The following is a 13466-nucleotide window of genomic DNA, read 5'->3' as shown; positions in this document are numbered from 1 at the left end:
TCAGATATTGATGGATCGCCCGCCGTCCACCGCGATGATCTGCCCGGTGATATAAGGCGCGTCGGCAATCAGGAACTGCACCGTCCGCGCGATGTCGTCCGGCTCGCCTTCGCGCTTCAGCAGCGTGCGCGCCACCAGCTTGCGGCGTTGTTCTTCGTCCTGCCACGCACCGCTTTCCGGCCAGATGTTCACCCCCGGGGCAACGCCGTTCACGCGCACCTGCGGCGCCAGTTCCTGCGCCAGGGCGCGCGTCAACCCGGCCAGGCCGGATTTGGCGATGTTGTACAGCAGGTGCCCGTGCATCGGCAGTTCGGCATGGATATCCACGATGTTGACGATGCAGCCGTGGCGACGCCGCAATTCGGCAGCACAGGCCTGCGCCAGGAACACCGGTGCTTTCAGGTTGGTGCCGAGCAGGTCGTTCCAGTCCTGTTCCTTCATCTCGGCCAGCGGCGTCGGGAAAAAGCTGGACGCATTGTTGACCAGCGCATCGAGGCGGCCAAACTGCCGCACCGTCTCCTCGATGATGCGCGGCAAGGCGGCAGTCTCCAGCAGATCGGCCTGCATGGCAGCAGCGGAACCGGGACGCAGTTCGTTCAGTTCGTCGCGCAACGCCAGCGCTTCGTGCAACGAAGAGCGGCAATGGATGGCGACATTCGCACCTGCAGCATGCAGGCGGCGCACGATCGCTGCGCCGACGCGCTTCGCCCCGCCCGTTACCAGTACCGTTTTATCCTGCATCCGACCTTCCCCGCTACGCGCTTGTTCAAACTGCTAAACTTAGCCATTCCCGAATTATACCCGACCATGCCCGTCAACCTGCCCGCCCCTACGCCAGATGCCCTTGTCCACAGCGCGAAGCTGTGCGAACTCATCCGCCAGGACATCGCCGCCCAGGGCGGCTGGATCCCGTTCTCGCGTTTCATGGAACTGGCCCTGTATGCGCCCGGCCTGGGCTACTACACGGCCGGCGCACGCAAGTTCGGCGCCGCCGGCGATTTCGTCACCGCACCCGAACTATCGCCGCTGTTCGGCCGCACCGTGGCACGGCAACTGGTCGAAGTGATGCAGGCCAGCAAGCCGCACATCCTCGAACTTGGCGCGGGCAGCGGCAAGCTGGCGCTGGACATCCTGGGCGAACTGGAACGTCTGGGCGAACTGCCGGCAAGCTATTCGATACTGGAAGTGAGCGCAGACCTGCGCGAGCGCCAGCAAGCCTTGCTGGGCAAGCAGCTGCCGCATCTGGCCGACCGCGTGCATTGGCTGGATACCTTGCCGGAACAGTTCTCCGGCGCGGTCGTCGGCAACGAAGTGCTGGACGCGCTGCCGGTGCATCTGCTGCACTGGTCAGGCCAGCACATCCTGGAGCGCGGCGTAACCAGCCAGGCAAACCGCTTCGGCTGGGTGGATCGGCCGGCCGATACCCCGGCGCTGCTCGACTGCGTCAGGAAACTCAAGCTGCCGGACGATTACCTGAGCGAGGTGTCGCTTGCCGCGCGCGGCCTCGTCGCCAGCCTGTGCGAGCGCATGGACCAAGGCGCACTGCTGTTCATCGACTACGGTTTCGGTGCGAGCGAGTACTATCACCCGCAGCGCACACGCGGCACGCTGATGTGCCATTACCGCCACCATTCCCATGATGACCCGTTCTACCTGCCCGGCCTGCAGGACATCACCGCACACGTCGACTTCACCGCGGTGGCGGAGGCGGCCATCGACCACGGCGCCCACTTCCTGGGTTACACCTCGCAAGCGCATTTCCTGTTCAACAACGGTATCGCAGATTATCTGGGCGAGGTATCGCCGGAAGACGTGAGGGCTTACGCACCGCTCTCCGCGCAACTGCAAAAGCTCACCAGCCCGGCAGAGATGGGCGAACTGTTCAAGGTGATCGCACTGGGCAAGGGGCTGGACCAGCCGCTGGCGGGATTCCTGCGCGGCGACCTGTCGCGCCTGCTGTAGCCGATACCTGTATGCCGCACATCCACAGCTTCGCACCGGTGAGCAAGGCGGATGCGCGCGTACTGATCCTGGGCAGCATGCCCGGCAAGGCATCTCTGCAACAGCAACAGTATTATGCCCATCCGTCGAACGCCTTCTGGAAGATCATGGGCGAACTGGCCGGCGCGCATCCGGCCCTGCCCTACGCACGGCGGCTGCGCCTGCTCGAAGCTTCGGGGATCGCGCTATGGGATGTCCTGGCCTCGTGCGAGCGCGAGAGCAGCCTGGACGCGCATATCAGGAACGAATCGGTGCACGACTTCGCGGGGTTCTTTGCCCGCCACCCGCATATCACGCGGGTGTTCTTCAACGGCGCCAAGGCGGAACAGAGCTTCCGCAAGTTCGTGCTGGGCAAGCAGCAATTGCCGCCGCTGACGTTCCGTCGCCTGCCATCGACCAGCCCGGCGCACGCCGGCATGTGCTATGCGGACAAGCTGCAGGCATGGCGCACGGTCATGCAGCCTTGATCGCCGCCTCCACCGCCAAAATGCGCGCTTCCCGCACCTTGTCGGCGATCAGGTTCTTGTCCTCGCAGGCGCGTGCGATGTCGCCTGCCTTCACCGCCTGCGCCGCTTCCGCGCACGCCAGCAGGTGCGCGGCTTGCGGGTAGGCATCGTGCTCATGCCCGGTACGGCCGTGCGCATCGGATTCGCAGGCCTGCAATATCTGCATGAAGCGTTGCGGCTTGCGCCACAGGTCGCAACTGTCGAACAGTTTCACGATGGTATCGGCGCGCAGTTCGCGGGCGCGGTGCACATGGCTGTGGTAGCGCGCGACCAGCACCGCCAGGTCGCGGCAATCGGCCGGCACACGCAGCCGCTCGCATAAGCCCTTGAGCAGGTCGACGCTGCGCTGTTCGTGGCCGATATGGCGCGGCAGCGTATCTTCTGGCGTGGTTGCCTTGCCGAGGTCGTGCCCGAGTGCGGCGAAGCGCACTTCCAGCGGGTAGCCGCACTTGGCCGTATCGTCGATCACCATCAGCACATGGATGCCGCAGTCGATCTCCGGATGGTAGTGCGCGGGCTGCGGCACGCCGAACAGCCCATCCATCTCCGGCAATATCTTCTTCAGCGCACCGCACTCGCGCAGCGTGGTGAAGAAGCGCGACGGCTGTTTTTCCATCAGGCCGCGCGCCAGTTCCTGCCACACGCGCTCGGCGACCAGTGCATCCACTTCGCCGTTGTCCACCATCCTGCGCATCAGCGCGAGCGTCTCCGGCGCAAAGGTGAAACCGAAACGCGCGGCGAAGCGGGCGCCGCGCAGGATGCGCACCGGGTCCTCCGCGAATGCGTCGCTGACATGGCGCAGCACACCCGCCCGCAGGTCGGCCTGGCCGCCGTAGGGGTCGATCAGGTTGCCGTCGGCATCCTGCGCCATGGCGTTGATGGTGAAATCCCGGCGCAGCAGGTCCTGCTCCAGCGTCACCTCGGGTGCTGCGTACACCATGAAACCCTTATAGCCCTGCGCCACCTTGCGTTCGGTGCGTGCCAGGGCATACTCCTCATGCGTTTCGGGATGCAGGAACACCGGGAAGTCCGCGCCCACCGGCCTGAAACCGCGCGCGGCCATCTGCTCCGGCGTGCTGCCCACCACCACCCAGTCGTGATCCTGCACCGGCAGGCCGAGCAACCGGTCGCGCACGGCACCGCCGACGCAATATGCATTCAAGCCGTCATCTCTCATCGCGCTGGAACTTCTGGTTCTTGTCAGTGGCCGCCTCGATCACGCCCAGCCGCTGCTTGAGCGATTGCGAGGTCTGGCCGAACAGCTTGGAATAATACATGGTGTTGCTCAACACCTTCTTCACGTAATCGCGCGTCTCGTCGAACGGGATGGTCTCGACATAGATCGCCCCCTCCAGCGGCTGGGTGCCGCGCCATTGGCGCGCCCGGGTGGGGCCGGCATTGTAGGCCGTGGAGGCCAGCACCGGGTTGTCGTCGAACTGGCGGAAAACCGTTTTCATGTAATAGGTGCCCAGCTTGATGTTCACGTCCAGCTGGTGGATGAGCCCCTTGCGGTAGCCTTTCATGCCGATCTGCCGCGCCACCCAGCGCGCCGTGTCGGGCATGATCTGCATCAGACCCGCCGCGCCGACGTCGGATTTTGCCTTGGTGGCGAACCGGCTTTCCTGCCGCATCAGCCCGTACACCCAGGCTTCCTCCAGTCCATGCTTGTGCAGGTTGTCCTGCAGGTTCTCACGGTACGGCGTCGGATAGCGCAGGTTGAAGTCGTGCAATTGCACCGTGCGGTCGGCCGCGTTGATGGAACGATCGTACATCTCGTTGCGGCGTGCCACTTCGGCGGCGACCAGCAGTTGCTGGTCGCTGAAGTTGCGCGTTGCCCATGCCCATTCCTTGGCGGCCTCGGTGCGCATGTCCATGCGGTACAGCAGCAGCGTGCGCTGTATCGCGGGCAGCGCCTGCATCGTCTCGATGTCAACCTCGCTGGGCAGGAAGTGCGCCGCGCTCATGCCGGAACCCGGTGCGGCACCCAGCTCCTCGGCAGCAAGCTGGCCGTAGAAATTGTATTCGCGGCTCAATTCGGTGAACAACGCTTCCGCCTCGTCGGGCCGGCCCAGCACCTTCAGCGCGCGGCCCTTCCAGTAGCGCCACACCCCTTCGGCCTGCTGTTGCGGCGTCATCGCATTGATGCTTTCCCACACCTCGCGCCAGTTCTGCACACGCAACGCGGCACGGGTGCGCCAGGCCAGCTGCCGCGGATTCAGCGCCGCATCCCCCGCCACCGAGAACCAGGTCAGCGCCCGCTCGTCATGCGCCAGCGCCCCGGCATAACCCTGCCAGCCGAAGAAATAGCGTTGCTCCTCCTCGGTGAAATAATTGGCGATATGCTCCCACCGCGCAAAGGCGATCTGCGGCGATTGTCTGGCCAGCCGCTGCAGGGCAAACAGGGCTGCCAGGCGCCGGCCCGTGCCGGCATTCTCGAATTTGGTCTTTTCCAGGTAGCGCCGCGGGTTCCGCGCCGCCATGCTCAACTCGGCGGCGGGAAACATCTGCGCCTTGGGCAACTTCTTGATCAGCTCCCTGGCCAGCGAAGCATCGTTGTTCTCCAGCGCCAGGCGCATGCGCTGCCACACATCAGCCTCGGCGATCACGCCCTGCTTCATCGCATCGGCAAACAGCGGCGTACAGCTGTCCGGCATCTCGTCGCCGTTGAACCACAATTTGCGGGCCTCGGCCAAGGCGCCTGCCGCATCGGTCTGCTCGCGCAGCTGCAAAGCGTAACAGGTCAATTCGTCGTCGACGGTCACCAGACGCGGGTACTCTTCCGCGAATTCGTCCCAGCTCTTGTGCTGCCCCAGGTATTTGAGCCATTCGCCGCGGAACTGGTCGACCACCGGAGATTCGTTGGTGCGCGCCAGGAATTCCTTTATCGCCGGCGTGGCTTTCACCCCCCAGTGCATGCGCAACTGGTAGTAAGTGACATAGGGTTCCAGCGGGGTATCCCTGAGGTGCTCCGCTACCTTGTCGAGGCGCGCCGCATTGCCGACGCGCAACGCTTCGCGGGCAGCACGGAAATCGTTTTCTTGGTCGGCCAGCACGCACGCGGGCAGCGCCAGCAACAGGAGCAATACGAATCTCATGGAAAAACTCAGGATAGGCTAGGCGGAGAATATCACAGAGCGCCAGGCGGCAGGTTGCGCAGAAGGCCCGGACAGGGCGCCAAACAAGGCTTTGCAGCAGGCATGCCCCGGACCCGGGACATGCGCGTAAGGACACGATGCTAGCGTTGGTAGCGGTACATTTTCTGCAAAAAGGCCTCGACATCCACCTGCGCCATTTCGGGCGGGAATGCCGCATGTTTTTCCGCAATCCCCCTGTCGCCGATCAGTGCCAATTCAGGATTCCATCCCGCGCACATCACTTCGTCGCCATATTCCTCGGTCGCAGCGGCTTCATGCCCGATTTCGTACCCGCTCATGTTCATCACGACAGCCATGACACACCTCCTTATCGCGGAGCATCGAAGAATTCGCCCCCGGTAAATAAGGTATCGACCTTGGGCAGGAAAAGTTTAGCGCCCGGAATGGATATCTCCGGGCAATGGATGCATTCTGGTGCATTGCCAGCCGCTTCTCACTAAGCCGGTGCGAGACGCGCTGCGGGCAACCTGTTTCAGGCATGCAGGCCTGGACCCTGCCGCTTCCCGCGCGTAAATACCCGCATACCCGACCGGGCAGGCAATGCGGCCGCTTTCGCTGCTCGATTCCTGCGGGGCGCATTCCTGCACCACCCGGTTCCCCCAATGGCATAACAATTGCTGGGTCTGTTCATGCCTGCCTCATCTTTAATTTTGAACAGGAGGAATCATGAAAAGCATGCCGACAGTGAAATACATCACCTACGTGATCGTAAGCGCTCTGCTGTTCCTGGGGGCGCCCGACAAGCGCAGCCGCGCGGAGATCGCCAAGGATATATATGCCGAGGAATTTTCGATGCATCAGGCATACGATCCCGATTCTATGCACGGCTACTACGATTCCGTGATGTAGCAGCTGCACAAGGTAGACTGCGTCGCATTGGAGCGGTGCCAAATGAAAATGGGCACCTGATTCAGGGTGCCCACTTTTAACCTTGACTGGCGCGCCCGGCGGGAGTCGAACCCACGACCCTTGGCTTCGGAAACCAATACTCTATCCAGCTGAGCTACGGGCGCTTTGAACGGCGCGCAGTATAGCGTTTTTTGCCGCTCGCAACGCATCCCTGCGAAAACAATGCGCCCGCCCCGCCCGCGCCGGTGGCGGCAAAAAATGCTATCGTACGCGCCATGAGCCACGCCAATCCCAGCGCCGAACAAATCTGCCAGTTGTTGCACGAGGTGCATACCGTCGCCGTGGTGGGGCTTTCCCCCAATCCGGGACGGCCGAGCTTCCATGTGGCCCAGGCATTGCAGGGCTTCGGCTACCGCATCTTCCCGGTCCGCCCCCTGGTGACCGAGGTGCTGGGCGAAAAAGCCTATCCCGACCTGGAGAGCCTGCCCGAAGTGCCGGATATCGTGGATGTCTTCCGCGCGCCGGAGCATGTACCCGCCATCGTGGACAGCTGCATCAGGCTGGGCATCAGGAGGCTGTGGCTGCAGGACGGCGTGGTGCACGAAGAAGCCGCATCGCGGGCCCGGCAGGCCGGCATCACCGTGGTGATGGACAGATGCATGTTCCGCGACCACACACAGTTATGCGCATGAACGCCGTATAATTGGCGCAGGCAACCGCAACCGTATAACCATGACCCTCAAATTCACCAAAATGCATGGCGCAGGCAACGATTTCGTGGTGCTGGACGGGGTGCGCCAGCAGATCGCACTGTCGCCGGAGCAGGTCCGCTATATTGCGGATCGCCATTTCGGTATCGGTTGCGACCAGATTCTGCTGGTGGAAAGAACCCCGCGCGAGGACGCCGATTTCCGTTACCGCATCTTCAATGCCGACGGCGGCGAGGTTGAGCAGTGCGGCAACGGCGCGCGCTGTTTCGTGCGTTTCGTGCACGACCACAAGCTCACCAGCAAGCGCGAGATCGTGGTGGAGACCAAAAGCGGGCTGATCTCTCCGCGCCTGGAAGACGACGGGCGCGTCACCGTGAACATGGGCGCACCGATCTTCGAGCCTGCACTGATCCCCTTCGTGAGCGACAGCCAGGATGCGATCCAGCCGTTGCAGGTAGGCAACGAGACCGTGCAGATCACCGCCGTTTCCATGGGCAACCCGCACGCCGTGCAAGTGGTCGACGACATCGAGACAGCGCCGCTCTCGACCCAGGGCCACCTGATCGAGACGCATCCGCGCTTCCCCAAGCGCGTGAACGCAGGCTATATGCAGATCGTCGATCGCGAGCACATCAAGCTGCGCGTGTTCGAGCGCGGCGCAGGCGAAACCCTGTCCTGCGGCACCGGCGCATGCGCCGCCGTGGTTGCCGGCATCCGCCGCAGGCTGCTGGACAACTCGGTACACGTCGCCACACGCGGCGGCACCCTCAGCATCACCTGGGCGGGCGAACATTCTCCCGTACTGATGACCGGCCCGGCCATCACGGTGTTCGAGGGCGAGATCAACTTGTAGACGGAATTTGGATTGATAGAGGTGGCCGGATGAGAGCGGAAGACGTAGCGCAATACCTGCAGGACAACCCCCAGTTTTTCGAAGACCATGCCGAGATGCTGTCGCAGATCAACCTGCCGCATCCGCACGGCGGACGCACGATCTCGCTGTCCGAGCGCCAGCTGCTGACCCTGCGCGAACGGGTGAAGGAGCTGGAAAGGAAGCTGCACGAGCTGCTGGAATTCGCCAAGGAAAACGATGCACTGCAGCTCAAGGTGCACCAGTTCACCTGCGCGCTGTTCGGCCCGCACGACCGCGCCACCCTGCAACACCTGATCGTCCACAACCTGCGCGACATCTTCGCCGTCCCGCACGTCGCCCTGCACCTGTGGAAGGACGAGCCGCCCAGCTCCGAAGTGCTGGCGTTCGCCGATCAGCACAAGCAGCCGGTCTGCACCCACCATGCGGTACACGACACCCTGCCCTGGTTCGGCGAAGCCGCCGAGCACCTGCATTCCTTCGCCTACCTGCCGTTGCGCGCCCACGGCCAGACCATCGGCCTGCTGATCCTGGCGAGCGAAGACAAGCAGCGCTTCTACCCGGAGATGGGCACGCTGTTCCTGCAGCGCATCGCCGAGATATTGGGCAGCACGTTCAACCTGCATGTCTGATGCCCGCTGAAGAACACGTCCCCGCCACACTGCAAGGCTACCTCGCCTACCTGAACAACGAGCGCGGCTATTCCCCGCTCACCGCCGAGAACTATGCGCGCGACATCCGCCGCCTGCTGGCGCTGGCCGGCGCGACGCCGCTGGCCGAGCTCAAGAGCCACCACATCCGCCGCTATATCGCGCAGCTGCACGGCAGCGGCCTCGGCGGGCGTTCGCTGGCGCGGGTGCTCTCGGCGTGGCGCGGTTTCTACAGCTACCTGATGCGCGACCACGGCTGCAAGAGCAATCCCTGCGTCGGCCTGCGCGCGCCGAAAGCGCCCAAGACCCTGCCGCATGCGCTCTCGCCCGACGAGGCGGTGAAACTGGTGGAGATGCCGGTGGAGACACCGCTGGACGCCCGCGACAAGGCGATGTTCGAGCTGCTCTACTCGTCCGGCCTGCGCCTCGCCGAACTGGTCAGCCTCGATCCCGTCGACATGGATTTTGCCGACGCCTCGGTGCGCGTCACCGGCAAGGGCAACAAGACCCGCATCGTGCCGCTGGGCAGCCATGCGATCGATGCGCTGAAGGCATGGCTGACGGTACGCGACCAGGTCGCCAAACCGGATGAGACCGCCCTGTTCGTCGGCAAGAACGGCGCGCGCATCAGCCCGCGCACCGTGCAGCTGCAATTGCGCCAGCGCGGCATCACGCAAGGCATCGCCAGCGGCGTGCATCCGCACCTGTTGCGCCACTCCTTCGCCACGCATGTGCTGCAATCCTCGGGCGACCTGCGCGCGGTGCAGGAGATGCTGGGACACGCCAGCATCTCCACCACGCAGGTCTACACCCACCTCGATTTCCAATACCTCGCCAAGATCTACGACGGGGCACATCCGCGCGCCAAGAAGAAAACATGAGCCAGACAAAACCAAGATCGTCTTCCACCCCGCACCGCCAATCGCAGGGCGGCAAGGATTTCCGCAAGCGCGTGCAGCGCAGCAAGCAACAGGGGCAAACACCTGCCAGACAAACCGCGTCATCCCCCCGGACAGGAAATCCTGCGGCCAGGCCCGGCATCATTCTGAAGGCAGAGCGCGAGAAATCCCTGCTGCGCCGCCATCCGTGGATATTCTCCGGCGCCATCGAATACATCGACGGCAAGCCAGCCAGCGGCGACACCGTGCCGGTACGCGATGCCGCCGGCAATTTCCTCGCCTGGGCAGCCTACAACGCCGACTCGCAGATCGCCGCACGCGTGTGGTCGTGGCGGGAGCAGGAGGTCATCGACCAGACCTTCTTCCGCAACCGCATCGCCAATGCCCTGGCAGCACGCCGCACGCTCGGCCTCGACCGCGACAGCAACGGCATGCGCCTGATCCACGGCGAATCGGACGGGCTGCCCGGCCTCATCGTCGACCGCTACGGCGATGTGCTGGTGATGCAACTGGGCAGTGCCGGCCCCGAACATTGGCGCGACACGCTGGCCGACATCCTGCAGGAACTGTGCGCACCCGTTTGCATCTACGAACGCTCGGATTCCGACGGCCGCGAACTGGAAGGCCTGCCCAAACGCAACGGCGCAGTACGCGGCACGCTGCCGGAAAACGTCGAAGTGGTTGAACATGGCATACGCTTCACCGTTGACGTGGCGGAAGGACAGAAGACCGGCTATTACCTCGACCAGCGCGACAACCGTGCGCTGACCGGCACGCTGGCACAGGACAAGGACGTGCTCAACTGCTTCTGCTACACCGGCGGTTTCTCGCTGTACGCGTTGCGCGGCGGTGCAAAGTTGGTGCTGTCCATCGACTCCTCGCAGGAAGCCCTGCAACTCGCCCAGCGCAATGTGGAATTGAACGGACTCGATGCATCGCGCACCGAATGGCAATGCGCCGACGTGTTCGATGCGCTGCGCAAACTGCGCGACCAGAACCGGAAGTTCGATTTGATTGTCCTGGACCCGCCCAAGTTCGCACCCACCGCAGCTTTCGCCGAGAAGGCCTCTCGCGCCTACAAGGACATCAACCTGCTCGGCTTCAAATTATTGCGACCGGGCGGCCTGCTGTTCACCTACTCCTGTTCGGGCGGCATCAGCGACGACCTGTTCCAGAAGATCATTGCGGGGGCCGCACTGGATGCCGGGGTGGATGCGCAGATCGTGAGGAAGCTGCATGCGGCGGCGGATCATCCGGTATTGCTGAGCTTTCCGGAGGGGGCGTATTTAAAGGGGTTGGTGTTACGCGTTGCTTAGGCCATTCGCCGGGTATCTCGGACCGTTCGCCCTGAGCCTGTCGAAGGGTGAACGGCCCCGAACATCAATAGGCCGGCGCCAACCCCACCAACACCAGCGCCACCACCGCCGGTACTGCCTGCACCCACAATATCCTGGCATTCGCTGTAATCGCGCCGTAGAAACCGGCCGTCACCACGCAGCCGAGAAAAAACCGTTGCACGTGGATATCCCCCGTGTGCAGCGACCAGAACAATCCCGCCGCGAGGAAGCCGTTGTACAGGCCCTGATTCGCCGCGAGAATGCGGGTGGCGGCGGCGAATTCCCGGGTGAAGCCGAACGCACGCAGCCCGGTGTGGCTCTCCCACAGGAACATCTCCAGCACGAGGATGTAGACGTGGATGAGTGCAACGATGCCAACCGCGATGTTGGCGGCGGTATGCATCAGTGCAGGCTCACGAAGGGCTTGAAGCCCAGTGTCGACGCGAGCTTGCCGGCCGCATTGCGCGCTTCGTTCTCATTCGCATAAGGCCCCATGTGCACGCGGGTCAAGCCCTGCTTCTGGTACAGGGTGAGCGCCTTGCCGCCGTCGCCCAGTTCGGCGCGCATCTTGGCGAGGAAGCTTTCCGCGCCCTGCGCCGACTTGAACGCACCGAGCTGCAGGAAGACCTTGCCGCTGGCTGCGCCTGCGGTCTCCACCGGCAGGCTGGGGGCGGTCGCCGCGATGGGGGTCACCGTGATCGGTTCGACCTTGACCGGCGATGGCTCGGCGGCGGCCATGACGGGCGCATTGCCGTCGACGGCAATGCTCTCGACTTCCACTTCGGCGCTGCCGTTGTTCACGAAGCCGAGCTTGTAGGCGGCGGCATAAGACAGGTCCATGATGCGCTCATGCAGGAACGGGCCGCGGTCGTTGATGCGCACGATCACGGATTTGCCGTTCGCGACATTGGTGACGCGCGCATAGCTGGGGATGGGCAGCGTGGGATGCGCGGCAGTCATGCCGTACATGTCGTAGATCTCGCCGATGGAAGTGCGTTGCCCGTTGAACTTCTTGCCATACCAGGAGGCGATGCCGCGCTGCTTGTAGTTGCCGGGGGCCTGCAGCGGCGTGTAGGTCTTGCCCAGCGCGGAATAGGGTCGATTGGCGTAGCGGTGCAGCGGTTCGGCCTTGGGCACCGCATCGGGAATGTTGTCGAGGTTGGGTGCATCGGTGCCGGGGCCGTCGCCGGGCAGGTAGCCACCGCTGCCCGCCGCCGGCGCTGCCGTGCCGCTGGCGGCATGCGCCGCCTTGCCGCTGGGACCGGAGATGGCATCCACCACGGGCGCGGCGCTTTGCGTTTCGGACTTCTGTGTGGTGGAACAGGCGCTCACGGCAAACGCGGCGAACAGCACCAGCAACGACCTTGTTTTCATTATCGGCTCCCCTCAGGTTTTAACGAGTTTCTTGTTGGTCTGGATGCTCATCAGGATACCAAATCCGAGCATCAGCGTAAGCATGGACGTACCGCCGTAACTGATCAGCGGCAACGGCACGCCCACCACCGGCAGGATGCCGCTGACCATACCCATGTTGACGAAGGCATAGGTGAAGAAGGTGAGCGTGATGCTGCCCGCCATCAGGCGGGTGAAATAGGTGGAGGCGTTGGCGGTGATGATGAAGCCGCGGCCGATGACGAAGACATACAGGCTCAGCAGCAACAGGTTGCCGATCAGGCCGAACTCTTCGGACCAGACGGCGAAGATGAAGTCGGTGGTGCGTTCCGGCAGGAAATCCAGGTGCGTCTGGGTGCCGTTCATGTAGCCCTTGCCGAGGATACCGCCGGAGCCGACCGCGATCATGCCCTGGATGGTGTGGTAGCCCTTGCCCAGCGCGTCCTGTGAGGGGTCGAGCAGCATCAGGATGCGGTGGCGCTGGTAGTCGTGCATCGCCGACCACAGGAACGGGGCGCTGGCCAACGCCGCCAGTGCACCGCCGATCATCAGCCGCCAGGACAGGCCGGCGAGGAACAGCACATAGAATCCGCTCGCACCGATCAGAATGGCTGTACCCAGGTCGGGCTGCTTCGCAATCAGCGCTACCGGCACCAGCAGCAGGATGGCGGCAACGAAATAGTTCTTCAGTTTCAGCACGGCCTCGTTCTTCTCGAAATACCAGGCCATCATCAGCGGCACCGCAATCTTCATCAGTTCGGACGGCTGGATGGTCGCCACGCCGATGTTGAGCCAGCGCGTGGCACCGTGGCTGGCCACACCGAGCGGCGTCATCACCAGCAGCAACAGCAGCAGGCCGAACACATACATCGGCACGGCAGCGCGCATCAGGTAGTGCAGCGGCATGCTGGCTACCAGCCACATCGCGGTGAACGCAACCGCGATGTTGCCGGCCTGCGCCAGCACGCGCAGCCAGTTGCCGTCGCTGGCGCTGTACAGCAGCACCAGGCTGACCAGCGCGAATCCCCCGAGTGCGCCCAGCAGCACGGGGTCCAGATTCTGCATCAGCCGTTGTTTGAGTTGTCGCGCGTTCATG

15 protein-coding genes and 1 tRNA gene are annotated in these 13466 nt (G+C 63.7%); 8 read left to right on the top strand and 8 right to left on the bottom strand.

The features are described 5' to 3' along the window. A complete protein-coding gene (locus tag L6418_RS00650) occupies positions 1-741 on the bottom strand; it encodes a pteridine reductase (protein ID WP_237247558.1) in 741 nt (246 codons plus the stop codon). 66 nt (positions 742-807) lie between these two features. On the opposite strand from L6418_RS00650, the gene L6418_RS00645 reads away from it, so the two are divergent. After that, positions 808-1962 (top strand): class I SAM-dependent methyltransferase, encoded by a 1155-nt coding sequence (locus tag L6418_RS00645; RefSeq protein ID WP_237247557.1) that lies wholly within the window; start codon positions 808-810, stop codon positions 1960-1962. A gap of 11 nt (positions 1963-1973) precedes the next feature. After that, complete coding sequence (locus L6418_RS00640) at positions 1974-2468, top strand: DNA-deoxyinosine glycosylase (protein WP_237247556.1); 495 nt, start codon at positions 1974-1976, stop codon at positions 2466-2468. Here L6418_RS00640 and L6418_RS00635 read toward each other — a convergent pair. The 3 genes from L6418_RS00635 to L6418_RS00625 form a co-directional block, all read right to left on the bottom strand. Next, positions 2455-3669, bottom strand: coding sequence for a multifunctional CCA addition/repair protein (locus tag L6418_RS00635; protein WP_237247555.1), 1215 nt, complete (start codon positions 3667-3669; stop codon positions 2455-2457). The genes L6418_RS00640 and L6418_RS00635 overlap by 14 nt on opposite strands. 4 nt (positions 3670-3673) lie before the next feature. After that, a complete protein-coding gene (locus L6418_RS00630) occupies positions 3674-5602 on the bottom strand; it encodes a lytic transglycosylase domain-containing protein (protein WP_237247554.1) in 1929 nt (642 codons plus the stop codon). A 140-nt stretch (positions 5603-5742) separates the two neighbouring features. After that, complete coding sequence (locus tag L6418_RS00625; protein WP_237247553.1) at positions 5743-5958, bottom strand: hypothetical protein; 216 nt, start codon at positions 5956-5958, stop codon at positions 5743-5745. 370 nt (positions 5959-6328) lie between these two features. Between L6418_RS00625 and L6418_RS00620 the strand changes: the two genes are divergently transcribed. Continuing rightward, positions 6329-6511, top strand: coding sequence for a hypothetical protein (locus L6418_RS00620; protein ID WP_237247552.1), 183 nt, complete (start codon positions 6329-6331; stop codon positions 6509-6511). Between the two features lie 87 nt (positions 6512-6598). Here L6418_RS00620 and L6418_RS00615 read toward each other — a convergent pair. Then, positions 6599-6675 (bottom strand) — tRNA-Arg (locus L6418_RS00615). A 111-nt stretch (positions 6676-6786) separates the two neighbouring features. On the opposite strand from L6418_RS00615, the gene L6418_RS00610 reads away from it, so the two are divergent. The 5 genes from L6418_RS00610 to L6418_RS00590 are packed head-to-tail and all read left to right on the top strand — an operon-like array spanning position 6787 to position 10957. Continuing rightward, complete coding sequence (locus tag L6418_RS00610) at positions 6787-7203, top strand: CoA-binding protein (RefSeq protein ID WP_237247551.1); 417 nt, start codon at positions 6787-6789, stop codon at positions 7201-7203. 40 nt (positions 7204-7243) lie between these two features. Continuing rightward, a complete protein-coding gene (gene dapF, locus L6418_RS00605; protein ID WP_237247550.1) occupies positions 7244-8074 on the top strand; it encodes a diaminopimelate epimerase in 831 nt (276 codons plus the stop codon). Between the two features lie 29 nt (positions 8075-8103). Next, complete coding sequence (locus tag L6418_RS00600; protein ID WP_237247549.1) at positions 8104-8724, top strand: DUF484 family protein; 621 nt, start codon at positions 8104-8106, stop codon at positions 8722-8724. Then, positions 8724-9623 (top strand): tyrosine recombinase XerC, encoded by a 900-nt coding sequence (gene xerC, locus L6418_RS00595; protein ID WP_237247548.1) that lies wholly within the window; start codon positions 8724-8726, stop codon positions 9621-9623. The genes L6418_RS00600 and xerC overlap by 1 nt, the downstream gene beginning before the upstream one ends. Then, positions 9620-10957, top strand: a complete 1338-nt coding sequence (locus L6418_RS00590) for a class I SAM-dependent rRNA methyltransferase (RefSeq protein WP_237247547.1) — start codon at positions 9620-9622, stop codon at positions 10955-10957. The genes xerC and L6418_RS00590 overlap by 4 nt, the downstream gene beginning before the upstream one ends. A gap of 64 nt (positions 10958-11021) precedes the next feature. Here L6418_RS00590 and L6418_RS00585 read toward each other — a convergent pair whose 3' ends face one another. Genes L6418_RS00585 through rodA form a run of 3 tightly spaced genes read right to left on the bottom strand, consistent with a single transcriptional unit; the run spans position 11022 to position 13465 of the window. After that, on the bottom strand, positions 11022-11381 hold the full coding sequence (locus tag L6418_RS00585) for a DUF1304 domain-containing protein (RefSeq protein ID WP_237247546.1): 360 nt from the start codon (positions 11379-11381) through the stop codon (positions 11022-11024). Next, positions 11381-12352, bottom strand: coding sequence for a septal ring lytic transglycosylase RlpA family protein (locus tag L6418_RS00580; protein ID WP_237247545.1), 972 nt, complete (start codon positions 12350-12352; stop codon positions 11381-11383). Before L6418_RS00580 ends, L6418_RS00585 begins: the two co-directional genes overlap by 1 nt. A gap of 12 nt (positions 12353-12364) precedes the next feature. Then, entirely contained in the window at positions 12365-13465 is a 1101-nt protein-coding gene (gene rodA / locus L6418_RS00575; RefSeq protein ID WP_408641565.1) for a rod shape-determining protein RodA, read from the bottom strand. Position 13466: the final 1 nt, after the last annotated feature.

It is taken from the genome of Sideroxyarcus emersonii, assembly GCF_021654335.1.
GTDB classification, from domain to species: domain Bacteria; phylum Pseudomonadota; class Gammaproteobacteria; order Burkholderiales; family Gallionellaceae; genus Sideroxyarcus; species Sideroxyarcus emersonii.
This window is presented reverse-complemented; position numbering and strand designations above follow the sequence as displayed.

Coding starts and splice junctions, on each gene's coding strand:
- L6418_RS00650 (WP_237247558.1), bottom strand. CDS start 741: ATGCAGGATAAAACGGTACTGGTAACGGGCGGGGCGAAGCGCGTCGGC.
- L6418_RS00645 (WP_237247557.1), top strand. CDS start 808: ATGCCCGTCAACCTGCCCGCCCCTACGCCAGATGCCCTTGTCCACAGC.
- L6418_RS00640 (WP_237247556.1), top strand. CDS start 1,974: ATGCCGCACATCCACAGCTTCGCACCGGTGAGCAAGGCGGATGCGCGC.
- L6418_RS00630 (WP_237247554.1), bottom strand. CDS start 5,602: ATGAGATTCGTATTGCTCCTGTTGCTGGCGCTGCCCGCGTGCGTGCTG.
- L6418_RS00625 (WP_237247553.1), bottom strand. CDS start 5,958: ATGGCTGTCGTGATGAACATGAGCGGGTACGAAATCGGGCATGAAGCC.
- L6418_RS00620 (WP_237247552.1), top strand. CDS start 6,329: ATGAAAAGCATGCCGACAGTGAAATACATCACCTACGTGATCGTAAGC.
- L6418_RS00610 (WP_237247551.1), top strand. CDS start 6,787: ATGAGCCACGCCAATCCCAGCGCCGAACAAATCTGCCAGTTGTTGCAC.
- dapF (WP_237247550.1), top strand. CDS start 7,244: ATGACCCTCAAATTCACCAAAATGCATGGCGCAGGCAACGATTTCGTG.
- L6418_RS00600 (WP_237247549.1), top strand. CDS start 8,104: ATGAGAGCGGAAGACGTAGCGCAATACCTGCAGGACAACCCCCAGTTT.
- xerC (WP_237247548.1), top strand. CDS start 8,724: ATGCCCGCTGAAGAACACGTCCCCGCCACACTGCAAGGCTACCTCGCC.
- L6418_RS00590 (WP_237247547.1), top strand. CDS start 9,620: ATGAGCCAGACAAAACCAAGATCGTCTTCCACCCCGCACCGCCAATCG.
- L6418_RS00585 (WP_237247546.1), bottom strand. CDS start 11,381: ATGCATACCGCCGCCAACATCGCGGTTGGCATCGTTGCACTCATCCAC.
- L6418_RS00580 (WP_237247545.1), bottom strand. CDS start 12,352: ATGAAAACAAGGTCGTTGCTGGTGCTGTTCGCCGCGTTTGCCGTGAGC.
- rodA (WP_408641565.1), bottom strand. CDS start 13,465: ATGAACGCGCGACAACTCAAACAACGGCTGATGCAGAATCTGGACCCC.